This window comes from Corynebacterium phocae, from assembly GCF_008693075.1.
GTDB lineage: Bacteria > Actinomycetota > Actinomycetes > Mycobacteriales > Mycobacteriaceae > Corynebacterium > Corynebacterium phocae.
Genome location: NZ_VXKJ01000049.1, coordinates 36,893 through 51,815 on the forward strand (window position 1 = coordinate 36,893; position 14,923 = coordinate 51,815).

Sequence of the window (14,923 nt, forward strand, 5' to 3'; positions counted from 1 at the left end):
TCCTACTCCTGGTCTTCAACCCAGTCGTAGGAGCGCTCAACGGCGCGGTTCCAACCGCGGTAAAGCTTGGCTACTTCCGCGCGGTCCATTTGTGGTTCCCACACCTTGTCCTCGCGGGCAAGCTCGCGCAGCTCTTCTAGGGACTCCCAGAAACCGGCGGCCAGGCCGGCAGCGTAAGCCGCACCGAGGGCGGTGGTTTCAGTGACTACGGGGCGCACGACCTCGGAGTTGAGCACATCGGCTTGGAACTGCATCAGCAGGTCATTGGCCACCATGCCGCCGTCCACCTTGAGCTTAGTAATTTCCGTGCCGGAGTCCGCGACCATGGCGTCAATAACCTCGCGGGTTTGGTAGGCGGTGGCCTCTAGAGCGGCGCGCGCTAGGTGGTTGCGGTTGGAGTAGCGAGTAAGTCCAACAATGACGCCGCGGGCATCATCGCGCCAACGCGGCGCGAACAGCCCGGAGAAGGCCGGAACTATATAGACCCCGCCGTTATCCTTGACCTCGCGGGCCATGGGCTCTACTGCGGAGGCGGTGGGCACAATTGCTAGTTGGTCGCGCAACCACTGGATGAGGGAGCCGCCCATGGCTACGGAGCCTTCCAGCGCGTAGACCGGATCCTGGCCCTCAATTTGGTAGGCCACGGTGGTAATCAAACCGTTGTCGGAGATGTGGGGTTGGGTGCCGGTGTTCTGCAGCAGAAATAGGCCGGTGCCGTAGGTGTTTTTGGTGTCTCCAACCTCAAAGCATGCCTGCCCGAAGGTGGCTGCCTGCTGATCTCCCAGTACGCCACGTATTGGAACATCTGCCAACGGCCCCTTGTCGCGGGTGTGCCCAAAGTCCCCCACGGAGGGAAGGATTTCCGGGAGCATGGACATGGGGATGTCCATAGCCTGGCAAAGTTCCTCATCCCACTGCAGGGTGTGGATGTCCATGAGCAGGGCGCGGGAGGCGTTGGTGACGTCGGTGACGTGGCGGCCCCCGTCCACGCCGCCGGTGAGGTTCCACACCAGCCAGCAGTCCACGGTGCCAAAGAGGAGATCTCCGGCCTCGGCGCGCTGCCGGGCTCCTTCTACGTTGTCTAAGATCCACTTCACGCGCGGGCCCGCCGGGTAGGTGGTTATCCCCATACCTACCTTCTCGCGCCAGCGGTCGCGGTCTTCTTGGCCGTCCACGGTGGCCAGCTCGCGGGCTATCTTGGCAGTGCGCATGTCCTGCCACACCAAGGCGTTGTAGACGGGTTCACCCGTGTTTTTATCCCACACGATGGTGGTTTCCCGCTGGTTGGTTATGCCCAGCGCCACGACGTCGGAGGAGTCAGCGTCAATGTCAGTCAGGGCGCGTGCCATGGAGCGGCGGGCGTTTTGCCACAGCTTCATTGGATCGTGTTCCACCCAGCCGGGTTCGGGCATGATCTGCTCGTGCTCGTATTGCCCGATGGAGCAGATGTTTCCCTCATGGTCGAAGAGGATGGTGCGGGTGGAGGTGGTACCGGCGTCGAGCGCCGCCACGTACTTTTTCTTTCCCATGGTGTGAAGCCTTTCTTGATGAGGTACTTAGATTGTCGGAGCGAGTGGACCAGGACCTGTGGCGGCGCTGGACGCCACCACACTGGCCGGGTGGCCGCTAGTTGGGATCGATGACATCTTGGGACTCATCCAAGTGGTGGCGGACGTCCGGGGTTTGAGCCATCTTGGCGTTGGCGGCCTGGTCAGTGACGGCTTTTTCTGCGGCCAGCTGGGCCTTGGTGCGAGCGATAAAGGATTCAACCTCCGCGCGTTTGGTCTTTTCATCCCAGTCCAAAAGCGGAGCAATGATATCCGCCACGGCCTGCGCTGAGTCCACCCCGCGGTGGCCATATTCCATGGTGATTCGGGTGCGGCGCGCTAGGACGTCCTCGAGGTGGAGCGCGCCCTCATGGGTGACGGCGTAGCGGACCTCCGCCTCCAGGTAGGCAGGCGCGCCCGGGATGGGGCGAAGGCCCGCGGGGTCGTTGTCCACGACGTCATCAAGCAGGGAGCCGTAGCGGTAGAGCAGGTGGCTGGCCTGGTCCTCGGTCACACCCAGGCGGCGGGCCAGGGCGGGAAGCGAGTTTTTGAGGGCGTGGAAGCCATCCGCCCCCAGCAGCGGAGTGTGTTCCGTGACGGACTCCGGCGCGTTGGCGCGCACGTCCTCCAGCGCCTTGTCCACGGCGTCTTTTCCGATTACGCGGTAGGTGGTGTACTTGCCGCCGGCCACGGAGGTGAGCCCAGGTGCTACGCGGGCCACGGCGTGGTTGCGCGAGAGGTTGGTGGTGGTGTCCGACTCCCCGGCTAAAAGGGGGCGCAGCCCGGAGTAGACGCCCACGATGTCTTCGTGTGTGATCTGCTTGCTCACCCGCTGGTTGAGCTGGTCCAGGATGTAGTTGATGTCCGCTGCGGTGGGCGCGGGGTCGGCGCGGTCTAAGTCCCACTCGGTATCGGTGGTGCCCACAATCCAGTACTCGCCCCAGGGGATTACGAACAAGACGGACTTTTCCGTGACAAAGCAGATGGCGGCATGCCCTTCGAAGCGGTCTTTGGGGATAACAATGTGTACGCCTTTGGAGGCGTGGACCGTGAAGGTGGGCTCCACCCCGGCCAGTTGCTGGATTTCGTTGGTCCACACGCCGGTGGCGTTGATGAAGGCGTCGGCGTGAATGACGGTGGTCTCCCCCGTGTCAGCGTCGCGGACCGTGGCACCGGTGACCCGCTGGCCGTCTTTTTCAAAGCCCACGACCTGGGTGGAGGTGCGCAGCGTGGCGCCGTAGTGCGCGGCGGAGCGCAGGACCGTCATGGTATGGCGGGCGTCATCAACCAAGGTGTCAAAGTAGCGCACGCCACCTACCAGGGCGTCGTGCTTGAGGCCGGGGGCTAGCTTCAGCGCACCTTGGCGGCTCAGATGCTTCTGGAAGGGCACGGACTTGGCACCGCCCATGAGGTCGTAGAGGGAGAACCCGGCAAACATCATGGCGCGCTCCCACACGCGGTGGGTCAGCGGGAAGAGGAAGCGCAGCGGGGTAACCAAGTGCGGGGCTAGCTTGGACATGGACAGCTCGCGCTCGTGGAGGGACTCCGCCACCAGTGCGAAGTCAAACATGGCCAGATAGCGCAGGCCGCCGTGGAACATTTTGGACGACCGTGAGGAGGTGCCGGCCGCGAAGTCGCGTGCCTCAATGCAGGCCACTTTGAGGCCGCGGGTAGCGGCGTCCAAGGCCGCGCCGGCCCCCACGGAGCCCCCGCCAATGATGACTAGGTCAAAGTGTTCTTCCCCGAGCTTTTTCCAGGATTCGCGGTGAGTCTGGGGGCTCAGGACCGCCGATGGCCGGTAACTCATGTGTGAAACATCTCCTATTTACATTTAGGCGTGATTAGCGCTATTGGAAGCGAGGTTACTTACCTGGCTTTAAGCCCTTTGACCCAGCGGCAGCGGCCACCCCTGTGTGGGGGAGAAGCTGGAGGGAACGGCTTAGAAATCCCCGCCATAACCGCAGGTAAAACACCAGATTGGGCACGGTAAAGGATACTAAGCCCTCAGAAATAATAAGCAAAAAGAAAGCAACCGGGATGGTCGCCTAATTTTAGAACCAGCGCTCTAAAACCTTGGCCACGCCCGCCTGATGATTGGCAGCGGTGACCATATCCGCCGCGTCTTTGACTGCCGCAGTGGCGTTATCCATTGCCACCCCCAGGCCGGCCCACCGCAGCATCTCCACATCATTGGGCATGTCACCAAAAGCGATGGTGTCCTCCTGTTCTACGCCGTAGTGCGCGGCCAGCCAGGCCACCCCCTTGGCCTTGGTCACTCCCGGCGAGGACAGCTCCAGCAGGCCATCATCAATGGCATAGGTAATGTGCGCCATGCCTGGATCGAGGTGCGCGGATAGCAGCTCGAACATCTGCGTGGCGGACAGGACATGGTTGCGCAGCATGAGTTTCACACAGGGCTGCGCCAGAAGATCTTCGCGGCTAGCCACCCCAAAGCCGTCGTAAATGGCATTCTCCGAATAAGAAGGGTCCACCAGATATAGCTCCTCCACCGGCACCTGGGAGCTTTCTGCGGAACGCTCCGCTGCGAAAGAAACCCCGCCGTGGCCATCGAACGCGGCTATGGCGGCAGTGGCTATTTCCTTAAGCTCGGCTGGGGCAAGCTCGTGCGCCAGAACCACCTTGTCGGTGGAAGAGTCGTAAATAACCGCGCCATTGGAAGCTACGCACAGTGGCCGGATGGGAAGCTGTTCCAGTACCGGCGCCACCCACCTAAAGGGCCGGCCGGTGGACAGCGCGAAGTGCGCGCCGGCACCCACCGCGCGAAGCAGAACCTCACGCGTGCGCTTGGACACCCGGTGGTTTGAATCAAGCAACGTGCCGTCTATGTCACTGGCAATCAAACGCGGTGCCGGCCTTCCCTCTAGCACCTAGTTATCCCTCCGGAGCCGGCGCCAAGCCTTCTTCACGCGCTTGGCAATTTTGCGTTCCTCTTTGGCGGTCGCGCGGTGGGCCCGGTAAAGGGCCTTGTCCTCACGCGCCTGCTGCCGGGCGGCCCGCTCAGCCTCATCCATCCGGTTGGCTTCCTCCAGCGTGGGCGCGGATCCGCCCAGGGCCGCCGGCATCCATTCCAATCCGTTGTCAAAGGGACCATACTCCGCCGCGTAGTCTGCGCGGACCTGATCAAGCAGCTCGGACATGGTCTGCTTCAGCGTGCGGGTGTCTTTGTCCCAGTCACCGGTGACCTCTATTGCTTGGCCTACCCGGACGTAGACGGGGGTGTTGCTCCGGCCTAGGTGCTTCACGCCACCTTTGGTCCAAATCCGCTGGGAGCCCCAAACCACCATGGGAATGAGGGGGACCCTGGCCTGGTGGGCAATCCGGGCGGCGCCGTTTTTAAATTCCCTGAGCTCAAAACTGCGGGAAATCGTGGCCTCGGGGAAAAGAGCAACTAGGCGGCCCGATTGCAGGTGTTCCACCGCGCTATTTATGGCACCCGCGCCCGCAGCGCGGTCTACCGGAACGTGCTTCATCGGTTTTAGTAGCCACTTGACCACGGGGATGTCAAAGATTTCTTTCTTGGCCAAAAACCGGGTCAGGCGGTGCCCGCGCATGTAGGGAGCCGCGCCGGCGAAGATGAAGTCATAGTAGCCGGTGTGGTTACACGCCATGAGCGCCCCGCCAAATTGCGGGATGTTTTCCGCGCCCACGATGGTGACTTTGAGGCCCTGGAGCTGGAAAACCCGCTTGATCAGGTGGATAAACCCTTGGTAGACGCGTTCCCCGGCTTCGGCGTGGCGGTCTACTTTGGGCAGGCTGGCGGGGACGCGGAACAGCCCTTCCCGGATCTCCATAGCTTCCATGTTTTTAGCCCTTCGTTGGTGTGAGCACGTCTTTGCCCACAAACGGACGCAGTGCCTCCGGTACCACAACGGAGCCGTCTGCTTGCTGATGGTTTTCCAGGATGGCCACCAGCCACCGGGTGGTAGCCAGCGTACCGTTGAGCGTGGCCGCGTACTGGGTCTTGCCCTTCTCATCACGGTAGCGGGTGGACAGGCGGCGCGCCTGGAAGGTGGTGCAGTTTGAGGTTGAGGTCAGCTCGCGGTAGGTGCCTTGGGTGGGAACCCAGGCCTCATTGTCAAACTTGCGGGCTGCGGAGGAACCTAGGTCCCCGCCGGCAATGTCAATGGTCCGGTAGGGAAGTTCCAGGGCGTCAAGCATGTCTTTTTCCATGGCCAGTAGGCGCTGGTGCATATCAGCTGCTTCTTCCGGCTTGCAGTAGACAAACATCTCTAGTTTGTCGAACTGGTGGACGCGCAGGATACCGCGGGTGTCCTTGCCGTGGGAGCCGGCCTCCCGGCGGAAGCACGAGGACCAGCCGGCGTAGAGCAGCGGGCCTTCAGACAGGTCAATGATCTCATCTTTGTGATAGCCGGCCAGGGCTACCTCAGAGGTGCCAACCAGGTACAGGTCATCATTGGGCAGATAGTAGATCTCATCGGAGTGCTGGCCAAGGAAGCCGGTTCCGGCCATGATTTCCGGGCGTACCAGGACGGGCGGGATCATAAGTTTAAACCCGGCGGCGCGGGCCTTCTGCGCGGCCAGCATCAACATGCCCAACTGCAGGAAGGCACCGTCACCGGTGAGGTAGTAAAAACGGGCACCGCCTACTTTGGCACCGCGCTTGACGTCTAACAGGTCCAGGGATTCACCCAGTTCCAGGTGGTCTTTGGGCTCAAAGTCAAAGTTGGGTAATTCCCCTACTTCTTCCACCACCACAAAGTCATCTTCCCCGCCGGCGGGTGCGCCTTCCACCACGTTGGAGATTTGGTATTGCAGCTGCGCTACCTCGGACTCGGCTTCCGCCTGCGTGGCTTCCGCTTCCTTGACTTTGGCCTTGAGCTCATTGGAGCCTTCCAGCAGGGCGGGCCGGTCTTCCGGCGCGGCTTGACCGATCTTTTTGCCAAAAGCCTTTTGCTCACTGCGCAGTTCATCGGCCAAAACGATGGCTTTGCGCCGGCGCTCATCTGCTTCCAGCAGGGCGTCTACCAGGGCCGGGTCCTCACCACGGTTTTCCTGGGAGGAGCGGACTAGGTCAGGGTTTTCACGGAGAAATTTGAGATCAATCACGCGCCTATACTACCCCACCCATCCGTCAATTGTCCGGATATAACCAGTATCTTAGAATGTCGTACATGACAGACAACCCGCACATCCTCACCGATGGGCCCCTCCCCAAACACGCGCAGCTCAAAGAGATTTTGAAGCAACTGTGCCGCACGGAGCTCCGCCCCGGGGACGCTTTGCCGGGAGAACGTATTTTGGAAGATACCTACGGGGTATCGCGCATCACGGTCCGCCGCGCTATCGGTGATCTGGTGGCGGAGGGCCTGCTGCGCCGCGTGCGTGGGAAGGGCACTTTTGTGGCCCCCAACCCGCTGGTTTCCCGGTTGCACCTGGCGTCTTTTTCAGATGAGATGAATGCCCAAGACGTGCAGTCTTCCTCCACAATTTTGCTCAGCCGCCGCGCCCCGGCGCCGGAGGAGGTGGCTAACTTCTTTGGCTCGGAGGCGCACACCACGCACTCCCACCTGCGGCGCCTGCGGCTAGGCGACGGCCAGCCTTACGCGATTGATGATGGCTGGTATAACTCGGTTTACGCCGCCACGCTGTTAGAAAACGCCACGTACGAGTCCATCTACCGCCTGCTGGACACCACCTTCGAGGTGCCAATAACGGAGGCGGAGCAAACTGTTACGGCGGTAGCGGCCACGGCTGCCGATGCCATCTTGCTAGACATCGCCCCCGGCACCCCACTGTTGCACATCACCCGGTTCTCAGTTTCGGGTGAAAAGCCGGTGGAATGGTGTTCCTCCTTGTACCGAACTGACCGCTACCATCTCACTACCCGGGTGGCCCGGGCTTTGGAAACATAGGAAACAGACTAGGCTGGAGAAGATAATGACTACTTTTTCTACCTTGCGCACCGCCACCGCTGTGAATACGGCGCTGGTAGCTGCGGCGGCATCGGGCGTGTTTTTGGCCGCTTATGGCCTAACCAGCACCGGGGGCCTGCCGGCGAACACCGCGCAACCTACCACCAGCGCCGCCGCCGGCACCCTAGCCTCCGGTTCCGCCGCCGCCCCGGTCCAACTGGTCTCTTTCACGGACGCCACCTCCGGGGACTGCGTGACCTGGGACCAGAATGACAAGGGGACGGTGAGCAACTTCCAAAAAGTCTCTTGCGAGCAGCCACACCGGTTTGAGGTTGCCTCCCGGGAAGATCTGGCGGTCTATCCCACCAGCGAATTTGGGCAACAGTCCCCTCTGCCGTCGCTCGAGCGCCAGGCGGAGTTGCGCGAGGAGCTGTGCCAGGGAGCCACGCTGAAGTACCTGGACGGCAAGTACGACCCCACCGGGAAATTCTCCATTGCCCCCATCCTGCCTCCGGAAAAAAGCTGGGTGAACGGGGACCGCACCATGCTCTGCGGCCTGCAAACCACCGACGCCTCCGGGTTACCGCTTATCACCGAAGGCAAGGTAGCGGCGGCGGATCAGGCTAATATCGCCGCCCCCGGTGCCTGCCGTATGGTCGACGAGCGCCAGACCCTACGCACCGTGGACTGCAGCGAGCCCCACCAGCTAGAAACCGTGGCCGTCATCAACCTACGTGAGCAATTCCCGGACCGCTTTCCCTCTCCGGATGAACAAAATGACTTCCTCAACGGGGTGTGTACCCGCGCTTCCGAGGACTACCTGGGTGGGGAAGAAAACCTCTACCAGTCCACGCTTTCGCCCTACTGGGGTTCGGTGTTGGAAAGCTCTTGGGCGGGCGGCACGTACTCCGTCAACTGCTCCTTGATGCACGTCAACCCGGAAACCTCGTCCTTTTCCACCATCGTGGGATCCGCCAAGGGCGGCCGCGCCGCGCTGAATATCAACGGCGCACCACCTACCGAGCAACCGGTCCGCAACCCTTTGCGCCAGCCATGATTAGGGTCAGCGAGCAGCGCTTTGAAGAGATGGTCAACGACGCGCTGGATAAGGTCCCGGATGAATTCGTAGCGCGCATGCGCAACCTGGTCATCCAGGTGGAGGATTTCCGCGATGGCCACCCGGAGACCCTGGGGCTGTTTGTGGGCGTTCCCCTCCCGGAGCGCACGCACCACCACACGGGCTTTTTACCCGACGCCATCTTCATCTACCGCGAAGCTCTCCAACGGGCATGCAACACCGAAGAGGAGTTAGCCCACGAGGTAGAGGTCACCGTGTTCCACGAACTAGGTCACTATTTTGGGCTGGAAGAACACGAACTACACCACCTGGGGTGGGGCTAAGCGCCTAGTTGCTGGAAGTGCCGGAAGTGCCGGGAGCTTGGGGCCACCGGCACGCGGGGGTTATTCCAGCTCGAAGTCCGCCCACCGCTCAAGAGTCCATTCCCCAAAGGGTTTGCCACCGGTTTCCATAACGGTGAAACTGCAATTGGAGATATACCCGGAATAGGCAAAGTCCGGGTCCACGTTGCAGGCCCAGCGGGTCACCACCCGGATGGCGGCACCGTGGGAAAAGACCACCAAGGGGCCTTCTCCGGCGGCCACGGCTTCTTCCAACACCGGTTGGTAGCGCGCCAGGACGTCTTCGCAAGTCTCCCCGCCTTTCATGCGGGCTTGCTTGTCCCCGTAGAGCCACCCGTGGAGCGCGTTAGTGTATTCCCGGCGCACTTCCTCAGAGCCATCCATCTCATAATCTCCGGCAAAAACTTCTTGCACGCCCATAACCGGCTCAATGCGGATGGAGTGCGGCTGCATGTCGCGGGCCTTTTCAAAAGAACGCATGGCCGCCATGGCGGTCTGTTGCGCACGGATGGCCACCGAAGACAACACCCGGGGCGTGCCTTCAATCAGATCCGCTAATTCATACCCCACGTCCGTAGCCTGCTGGCGGCCTGTGTCTGTGAGCTCCGCGCCGGGAGGCAGGGTATCCATGATGTGGTTGACGTTGGAGTAGGTATTGCCGTGACGAACTAGATAGATACGCATAATCCCTAGCCTATTGACCTTCGCGCATACGCGCCACCCAAGTATTAGCCGCCCGGAGTTTTTGTTCATCGTGGCGGGTGGTTCTGCCCTCCACCGGCCAGGAGCCCACGAAGATAAGCTCCTTGGCCCGCAGATAAAGAGCGCGCAGGGCTTCCGCCACCGGGGGGTCATCAAGGTGGCCATCAATATCCACGTAAAAGCGGTACGTTCCCATTTCAGTGCGGGTGGGCCGGGACTCAATCCGGGCCATATCAACGCCCCGGTAGGCGAACTCTTGCAAGCTATCAACCAGCGTTCCGGGCTCGTTAGGCAGGGTAAAGACCACGGAAGTGACGTCACTTCCGGTACGCGGGGTGGGCTTGCCCGGTGGGCCAACCAGGATGAACCGGGTGGTGGCACCCGCTACGTCCGCCACCTGGTTATGCAAGATATCTAACCCGTAGATCTCCGCTGCATGCGCGGGTGCTGCGGCCAGGTCCGCCTTGCCTTCAGCCACCATTTGCGCCGCCGCCGCGTTGGAGGTAGCCGGCATGAAACTTACTCCCGGCAGGTTGTGCTCCACCCACTTGCGAATCTGCTGATATGCCACCGGGTGCGTAGTGATGGTCTGCGGCCCTGTCATCCCTGGGGCGGACATAATGGCAAAAGCCACCTCAAGAGACGTTTCCTGATAGATCTGTACGCGCTTGCCGGCAACCAGGGCATCGAAGGTGGCGGTGACCGCGCCGTCTACCGAATTTTCTACCGCCACCACCGCGCGGTCAGCCTTGCCACTGCGGACCAAGTCAAGTGCCTCCCCCGGGCTTGACACTGGAATACCGGCAACTTCCCCCAGCTCAAATTGGTGGAGGGCGGCCTCAGTAAAGGTGCCGGCGGGGCCTAGGTATGCGACGGTTAAAGACATGCACCCTAGCCTACCCCGCTAGGATCTAGCTCCATGGACTTTTCCCTTCGGCAACTGTGCCACGACGTGGCGGGTTTAACGCCTTCCCAGCACGGGTTTACCCACCTGGATCTTTCGCGCCGCCCCACCGGGCGCGGGCGCCTGGACGGGTGGATTTTGTCCGCCAAGAACCTCCAAGACGTAGCCGGAATGCCCACCATGCGCGGCACCCACGCTGCTACCTCCACGGACCCTTTCCTCGCGGAACTTGAATCCCAGGGCGCCACGATTGTGGGGAAATCGGCCGCCCCGGAACTGGGTTTGTGGGTGGACACCCCGGGCCTAGATAACCCGCTTTGGCCGGGGCGCTCGCCCGGCGGGTCATCGGGCGGGGCCGCAGTCCAGGTGGCGCGGGGATTGTTGCGCGCCGCCCACGCCAGCGACGGCGGCGGCTCCATCCGCGTGCCTGCGGCCGCCTGCGGGGTGGTGGGGTTCAAACCGGCCGGCACTGACCTGGGTGTAGCGGGATTTATCACGCGCACGGTCGCGGACGCAGCCTACCTGCACCAACTCACCCCCTCCCGACCCCGCGCCCGAATTGGAATCCTCACCCAGCCGCTGTTTGCCGAAACGGGAGTAGCACCTGTCATGACAGACGCCGTGGCCCAGGCGCAAGCCGCCCTTTCGGCGCGCGGCTACGACTGCACACCGGTGAACGCCTACTCAACGGCCGGTGAAACCTTCCGCGCTTTCCGGCACATCTTCACCTCCCGGCTGGCGGGACTCCCGGAGGCCTCCGGCTACGTGGAATGGGTCAGACAGCAAGGCCGCGCGGTTACCCCGGCCCAACTGGCTGCGGCGCACCGCCACGGGGCCCAGCTCCCGAACTATCTACACCGGTACTGGGGCGTGGACGCCATCATCTCCCCCACGCTGGCCTACGACCCGCCGCCGGGCGGAGTTTTTCACGCCCTGGAAGACCACGCCGAGGCCTTTGACGCCCAAACTTGTTGGTCCCCCTGGGGCTCGCTGTTTAACGTGGCCCAGCTTCCGGCCATCTCCGTGCCCTGGCCGGTGCCAGGCCGCCAACCGGTTGGGATCCAGCTGGGAGCCATCACACTTTCTGAGGAAGAGTTGTTAGGACTAGCCACGGAGCTGCACCCATGACACGCCTACGCCAAGAAATCCTGCTGGTCTTAGCCCTCTCCTTTGGCATGGCCGGGTTGCGCTCTGCACTCCGGTTGGCAGACGCCTACCTGCGCCCTGAAGCCCTAAACCACCAGTCCGTCGCGCTATCCACCCCCTACGCGCAAGTGTGGTGGATTGATTTTGGCTTACAACTCTGTTCCGCAGGCGTGTTGTTTAGCTGGGGTTTTCTAGCGCTATTCCTCCTGGCTGGTGAAGGGCTGCGCCTTCCCAAATTACAGCTGCGCGATTGGCGCGGCGGTGCTTTGCTAGCCGCGCTCATTGGGATTCCCGGGCTCATCTTCTACCTCACCGCACTGCACCTGGGATGGACCAAGGAGGTCATCCCCACCACCTTTGACAACCCTTGGGTGGAAATGCCCACGCTGCTGCTGCGGTCAGCCGCCAACGCCTTCGCGGAAGAAGTTGTGGTCATCTTCTGGTTCCTCTCCCGCCTAACGCGCAACTCTCCCGTCCGGAATTTAGGTTGGCACCCTTACGCTGCCATCCTGGCCGCCGCTGCGCTGCGCGGCTCCTACCACCTGTACCAGGGGGTCTCGGCCGGCTTTGGCAATATAGCCATGGGTTTGCTGTTTGGCTACGTCTACTACCGCACCGGAAAGATCTGGCCGCTAATCCTGGCGCACTTCCTCATAGATGCTGTTGCGTTCCTGGGCTATGCCCTGGGGATACGGCTGTGAGCACATCCAGGCTCACACCTTCCACTCCCCGCCCGGCTTGCTGGGCTACCGCAGTGATCCCCGGGAGCCGTCTTTAAACGTTGACCGTCCTTGGCAATCCCACGCGGTAATGTATAGCCCATGAATGGAAACGAAGCCGACCCCCGGCGCGCCGGTCAGGACTACGTCCTGGGCCCAGACGGCAAACCACTAACCGACCGCTACGGCCGCCCCATCCGGCGCCGCCCGGCTGCGGGCGTGCCTTTGTCACCACCACAGGCCGGAAGGCCCAGCCCGCCACGCCCCCGGACGCCCCGCCAGCAACCGCCCCGCCAACAACCGCCCCGCCAACAACCGCCCGGCCAGCAACCGTCGGGCCAGCAACCGCCCCGCCAAGCAGGCCCGCCTTCCCAGGGCTACCAGCCCAGGACTCCCGGATGGCAGTCGCAGGGGCAACAGCAGCAGGGCTACCAGCCGCGTGCGAATTACCAGCAGCAGCCAGCCGCACCCCGGGGTTACCCGCCCCAGCCGGGGTACCAACAGCCGCCCGCTGCGGCGCACGCCACGCGTCACGCGCAACCGGTGGTTGCCGGGGGGCACCGGCGTGCCAAACGTTCCAACCCCATAGCCACCGGACTAGGCTGCACCGGCGTAGCCATCCTGGCGCTGATTGTCGCACTGGTGCTTATGACGCTATGGGCTGACACCAAACTCACCCGCAATGACGCCCTCGACTACCCGCACGTGGCCAACACCCCCGGCACCAACTGGCTATTGGTAGGTTCCGACTCCCGGCAGGGGCTCACCGAAGAACAACAGTTGGCGCTAGGCACCGGCGGGGACGTGGGTGCCGGGCGCACAGACACCATCATGCTGCTGCACATTCCGCGCAAGGGTTCCGCCACTTTAGTGTCCATCCCGCGTGACTCCTACGTAGACATCCCGGGGTTTGGAATGGATAAAATCAACGCCGCCTTCGCCTTTGGCGGGGCACCGTTACTTGGACAAACCATCGAGCAGTGGTCGGGTCTGCGTATTGACCGCTACGCTGAAATTGGCATGGGCGGTTTGGCCAACGTGGTTGACTCCATAGGCGGTGTGGACCTCTGCGTACAAGAACCCATCCAGGACCCACTCGCGGGGATTGACCTTCAGGCCGGCTGCCAGACCCTGCAGGGGCACGACGCCCTGGGCTACGCCCGCACCCGCGCCACTGCGCTGGGGGACCTGGACCGGGTGGCCCGCCAACGGGAACTCTTTACCGCCCTGCGGGAGAAGATCTTCTCCTTTGGCACCCTGGGAAATCCCTTCCGTTTGTTCTCCCTCATTGACCACACCGCCAGCTCATTTGTAGTGGGCAATGGTGACCACGTGTGGAACCTTGTCCGCGTAGCTACGGCGATGGGAGATGACGTGAAGAAAGTTACCGTCCCCGTGGACGGCTTTGCTGATACAGAGGTGGGCAATGTGGTGTTGTGGAACGACGCCGAAACCGCCGCTCTTTGGGACTCCCTCAAACGCTAATGTGCCCCGCCGCCCGGCCACCTTGTGGTGGCCGGGCTTCGTGGTTTCAGGGCCCTTTACACCGGTCTTTTCTGGGCGCACGCAAAAGCCCGGCGCGCGGGTGGCGCGGCCGGGCTGGCGGTGCTGGGAGTGGTGCAGTCCCCAGCGGCGAAAGAGTTAAGCGCTTGCCGCTTAACGCAGGGTGACCTGGCGGGACTTGATGTTTTCTAGCTGCTTGCGCTCATCGGCGGTCAGCTGCGCGTCATTGCCCAGCTCTTCTTCCAAGGCGGCGTTAACGCGGGCCAGTTGGTCCTCATAAGACTTGTGGTCAACGGCCGGGTCTAGGTCAAAGACGGGAGCCACGATACCGTGGGTGCGGAATACGCCAGCAAACTTGGTGCCCTCACCAAGGTGCAGGTCCCCACGGGCGGCTACGCGTGACAGGGCGGCCAGCAAAGCGTCTTCATCTTCGACGGGGCGGACCCACCGGATATGTGCCTTGTTGCCACCGGCGTTTGCCCAGAACGCGGTTCCTACGAAGCCCTCAGCATCCAGGCCAACCTGGTGGGAAGGGATTACGGAATCATTAGCGGCACGCATGGACTGCGCCACCTGCGGCGGAACCTGTGCGCCCTCCGGCATCCACCAGCTGAAGTCCTGGTAGGTCTTGATATCTAGTACGGAGTCTTCTTCCAGGAGTTCTTCCAGCTTGGGCTGGGAACCGTCTGCTGCGGTGGATTGGAGGGTGGAACCCGGTCCGTGCTCTTTGACCCAGTTGAGGGCGTAGGCCAGGTCGCGGCCTGGGTTCTGGGTGTGGGACTGCACCTGCAGGCCCACGAAGGCGTCTCCGCCAAATTCATCATCACGGATTAGGGCGGCGGAAGCGCCGGGTAGCACGGTGGCTACGTAGACGTCCTTGTCAAAGCCCTTGACGGCCAGCTTGGCATATGCGGAAGGAACGAATTCCTGCATTGCAACTAGTTGGGATTCAGCGGCCAGGCCACCAAAGGGGCGAGGATCCTTTTCCAGCGCGGCACGCTCTGCGGCGCGCGCGGCTAACTTAGCCTGACGGCGGGACATTCCCTCGGGAAGTTGCTCTTTGTTTTTCTTATTCTTCTTAGCCATGCT

At 62.3% G+C, this 14,923-nt stretch carries 14 protein-coding genes; 6 read left to right on the forward strand and 8 right to left on the reverse strand.

The features are described 5' to 3' along the window. Nucleotides 1-2: 2 nt before the first annotated feature. From glpK to serS, 5 genes are all read right to left on the reverse strand, one after another. Nucleotides 3-1,529 (reverse strand): glycerol kinase GlpK, encoded by a 1,527-nt coding sequence (gene glpK / locus F4V58_RS11085; protein ID WP_075736005.1) that lies wholly within the window; start codon nt 1,527-1,529, stop codon nt 3-5. Between the two features lie 97 nt (nt 1,530-1,626). Next, a complete protein-coding gene (locus tag F4V58_RS11090) occupies nt 1,627-3,354 on the reverse strand; it encodes a glycerol-3-phosphate dehydrogenase/oxidase (protein WP_075736007.1) in 1,728 nt (575 codons plus the stop codon). Nucleotides 3,355-3,598: 244 nt separating this feature from the next. Beyond that, nucleotides 3,599-4,435, reverse strand: a complete 837-nt coding sequence (locus tag F4V58_RS11095; protein ID WP_075736009.1) for a Cof-type HAD-IIB family hydrolase — start codon at nt 4,433-4,435, stop codon at nt 3,599-3,601. Further along, a complete protein-coding gene (locus F4V58_RS11100) occupies nt 4,436-5,359 on the reverse strand; it encodes a lysophospholipid acyltransferase family protein (RefSeq protein ID WP_150385808.1) in 924 nt (307 codons plus the stop codon). A gap of 13 nt (nt 5,360-5,372) precedes the next feature. Further along, nucleotides 5,373-6,635 carry a serine--tRNA ligase gene (gene serS, locus F4V58_RS11105; RefSeq protein ID WP_075736013.1) on the reverse strand — a complete coding sequence of 421 codons (1,263 nt, stop codon included), beginning with the start codon at nt 6,633-6,635 and terminating at the stop codon, nt 5,373-5,375. 65 nt (nt 6,636-6,700) lie between these two features. On the opposite strand from serS, the gene F4V58_RS11110 reads away from it, so the two are divergent. From F4V58_RS11110 to F4V58_RS11120, 3 genes are read left to right on the forward strand one after another with little or no spacing between them, the layout of a single operon-like run. Next, the gene (locus tag F4V58_RS11110) at nt 6,701-7,441 is read left to right on the forward strand and encodes a GntR family transcriptional regulator (protein WP_245802994.1); all 741 of its coding nucleotides are present in this window, start codon (nt 6,701-6,703) and stop codon (nt 7,439-7,441) included. Nucleotides 7,442-7,466: 25 nt separating this feature from the next. Then, entirely contained in the window at nt 7,467-8,498 is a 1,032-nt protein-coding gene (locus F4V58_RS11115) for a septum formation family protein (RefSeq protein WP_075736017.1), read from the forward strand. Further along, complete coding sequence (locus F4V58_RS11120) at nt 8,495-8,842, forward strand: metallopeptidase family protein (protein ID WP_075736019.1); 348 nt, start codon at nt 8,495-8,497, stop codon at nt 8,840-8,842. The genes F4V58_RS11115 and F4V58_RS11120 overlap by 4 nt, the downstream gene beginning before the upstream one ends. A 60-nt stretch (nt 8,843-8,902) precedes the next feature. Here the strand turns inward: F4V58_RS11120 and F4V58_RS11125 are convergent, their stop codons facing one another. Further along, complete coding sequence (locus F4V58_RS11125; RefSeq protein ID WP_075736021.1) at nt 8,903-9,544, reverse strand: histidine phosphatase family protein; 642 nt, start codon at nt 9,542-9,544, stop codon at nt 8,903-8,905. Nucleotides 9,545-9,554: 10 nt separating this feature from the next. Further along, nucleotides 9,555-10,448: a prephenate dehydratase gene (gene pheA, locus F4V58_RS11130; protein ID WP_075736023.1), complete on the reverse strand. Its 894-nt coding sequence runs from the start codon at nt 10,446-10,448 to the stop codon at nt 9,555-9,557. A 33-nt stretch (nt 10,449-10,481) separates the two neighbouring features. On the opposite strand from pheA, the gene F4V58_RS11135 reads away from it, so the two are divergent. The 3 genes from F4V58_RS11135 (at nt 10,482) to F4V58_RS11145 (ending at nt 13,816) form a co-directional block, all read left to right on the forward strand. Next, entirely contained in the window at nt 10,482-11,594 is a 1,113-nt protein-coding gene (locus F4V58_RS11135) for an amidase family protein (RefSeq protein ID WP_075736025.1), read from the forward strand. Next, a complete protein-coding gene (locus tag F4V58_RS11140) occupies nt 11,591-12,313 on the forward strand; it encodes a CPBP family intramembrane glutamic endopeptidase (RefSeq protein ID WP_075736027.1) in 723 nt (240 codons plus the stop codon). The genes F4V58_RS11135 and F4V58_RS11140 overlap by 4 nt, the downstream gene beginning before the upstream one ends. Nucleotides 12,314-12,433: 120 nt before the next feature. Next, on the forward strand, nt 12,434-13,816 hold the full coding sequence (locus F4V58_RS11145) for an LCP family protein (protein WP_075736029.1): 1,383 nt from the start codon (nt 12,434-12,436) through the stop codon (nt 13,814-13,816). A gap of 171 nt (nt 13,817-13,987) precedes the next feature. On the opposite strand, the gene F4V58_RS11150 is transcribed toward F4V58_RS11145, so the two are convergent. Next, entirely contained in the window at nt 13,988-14,920 is a 933-nt protein-coding gene (locus tag F4V58_RS11150) for a DUF5926 family protein (RefSeq protein WP_075736031.1), read from the reverse strand. Nucleotides 14,921-14,923: the final 3 nt, after the last annotated feature.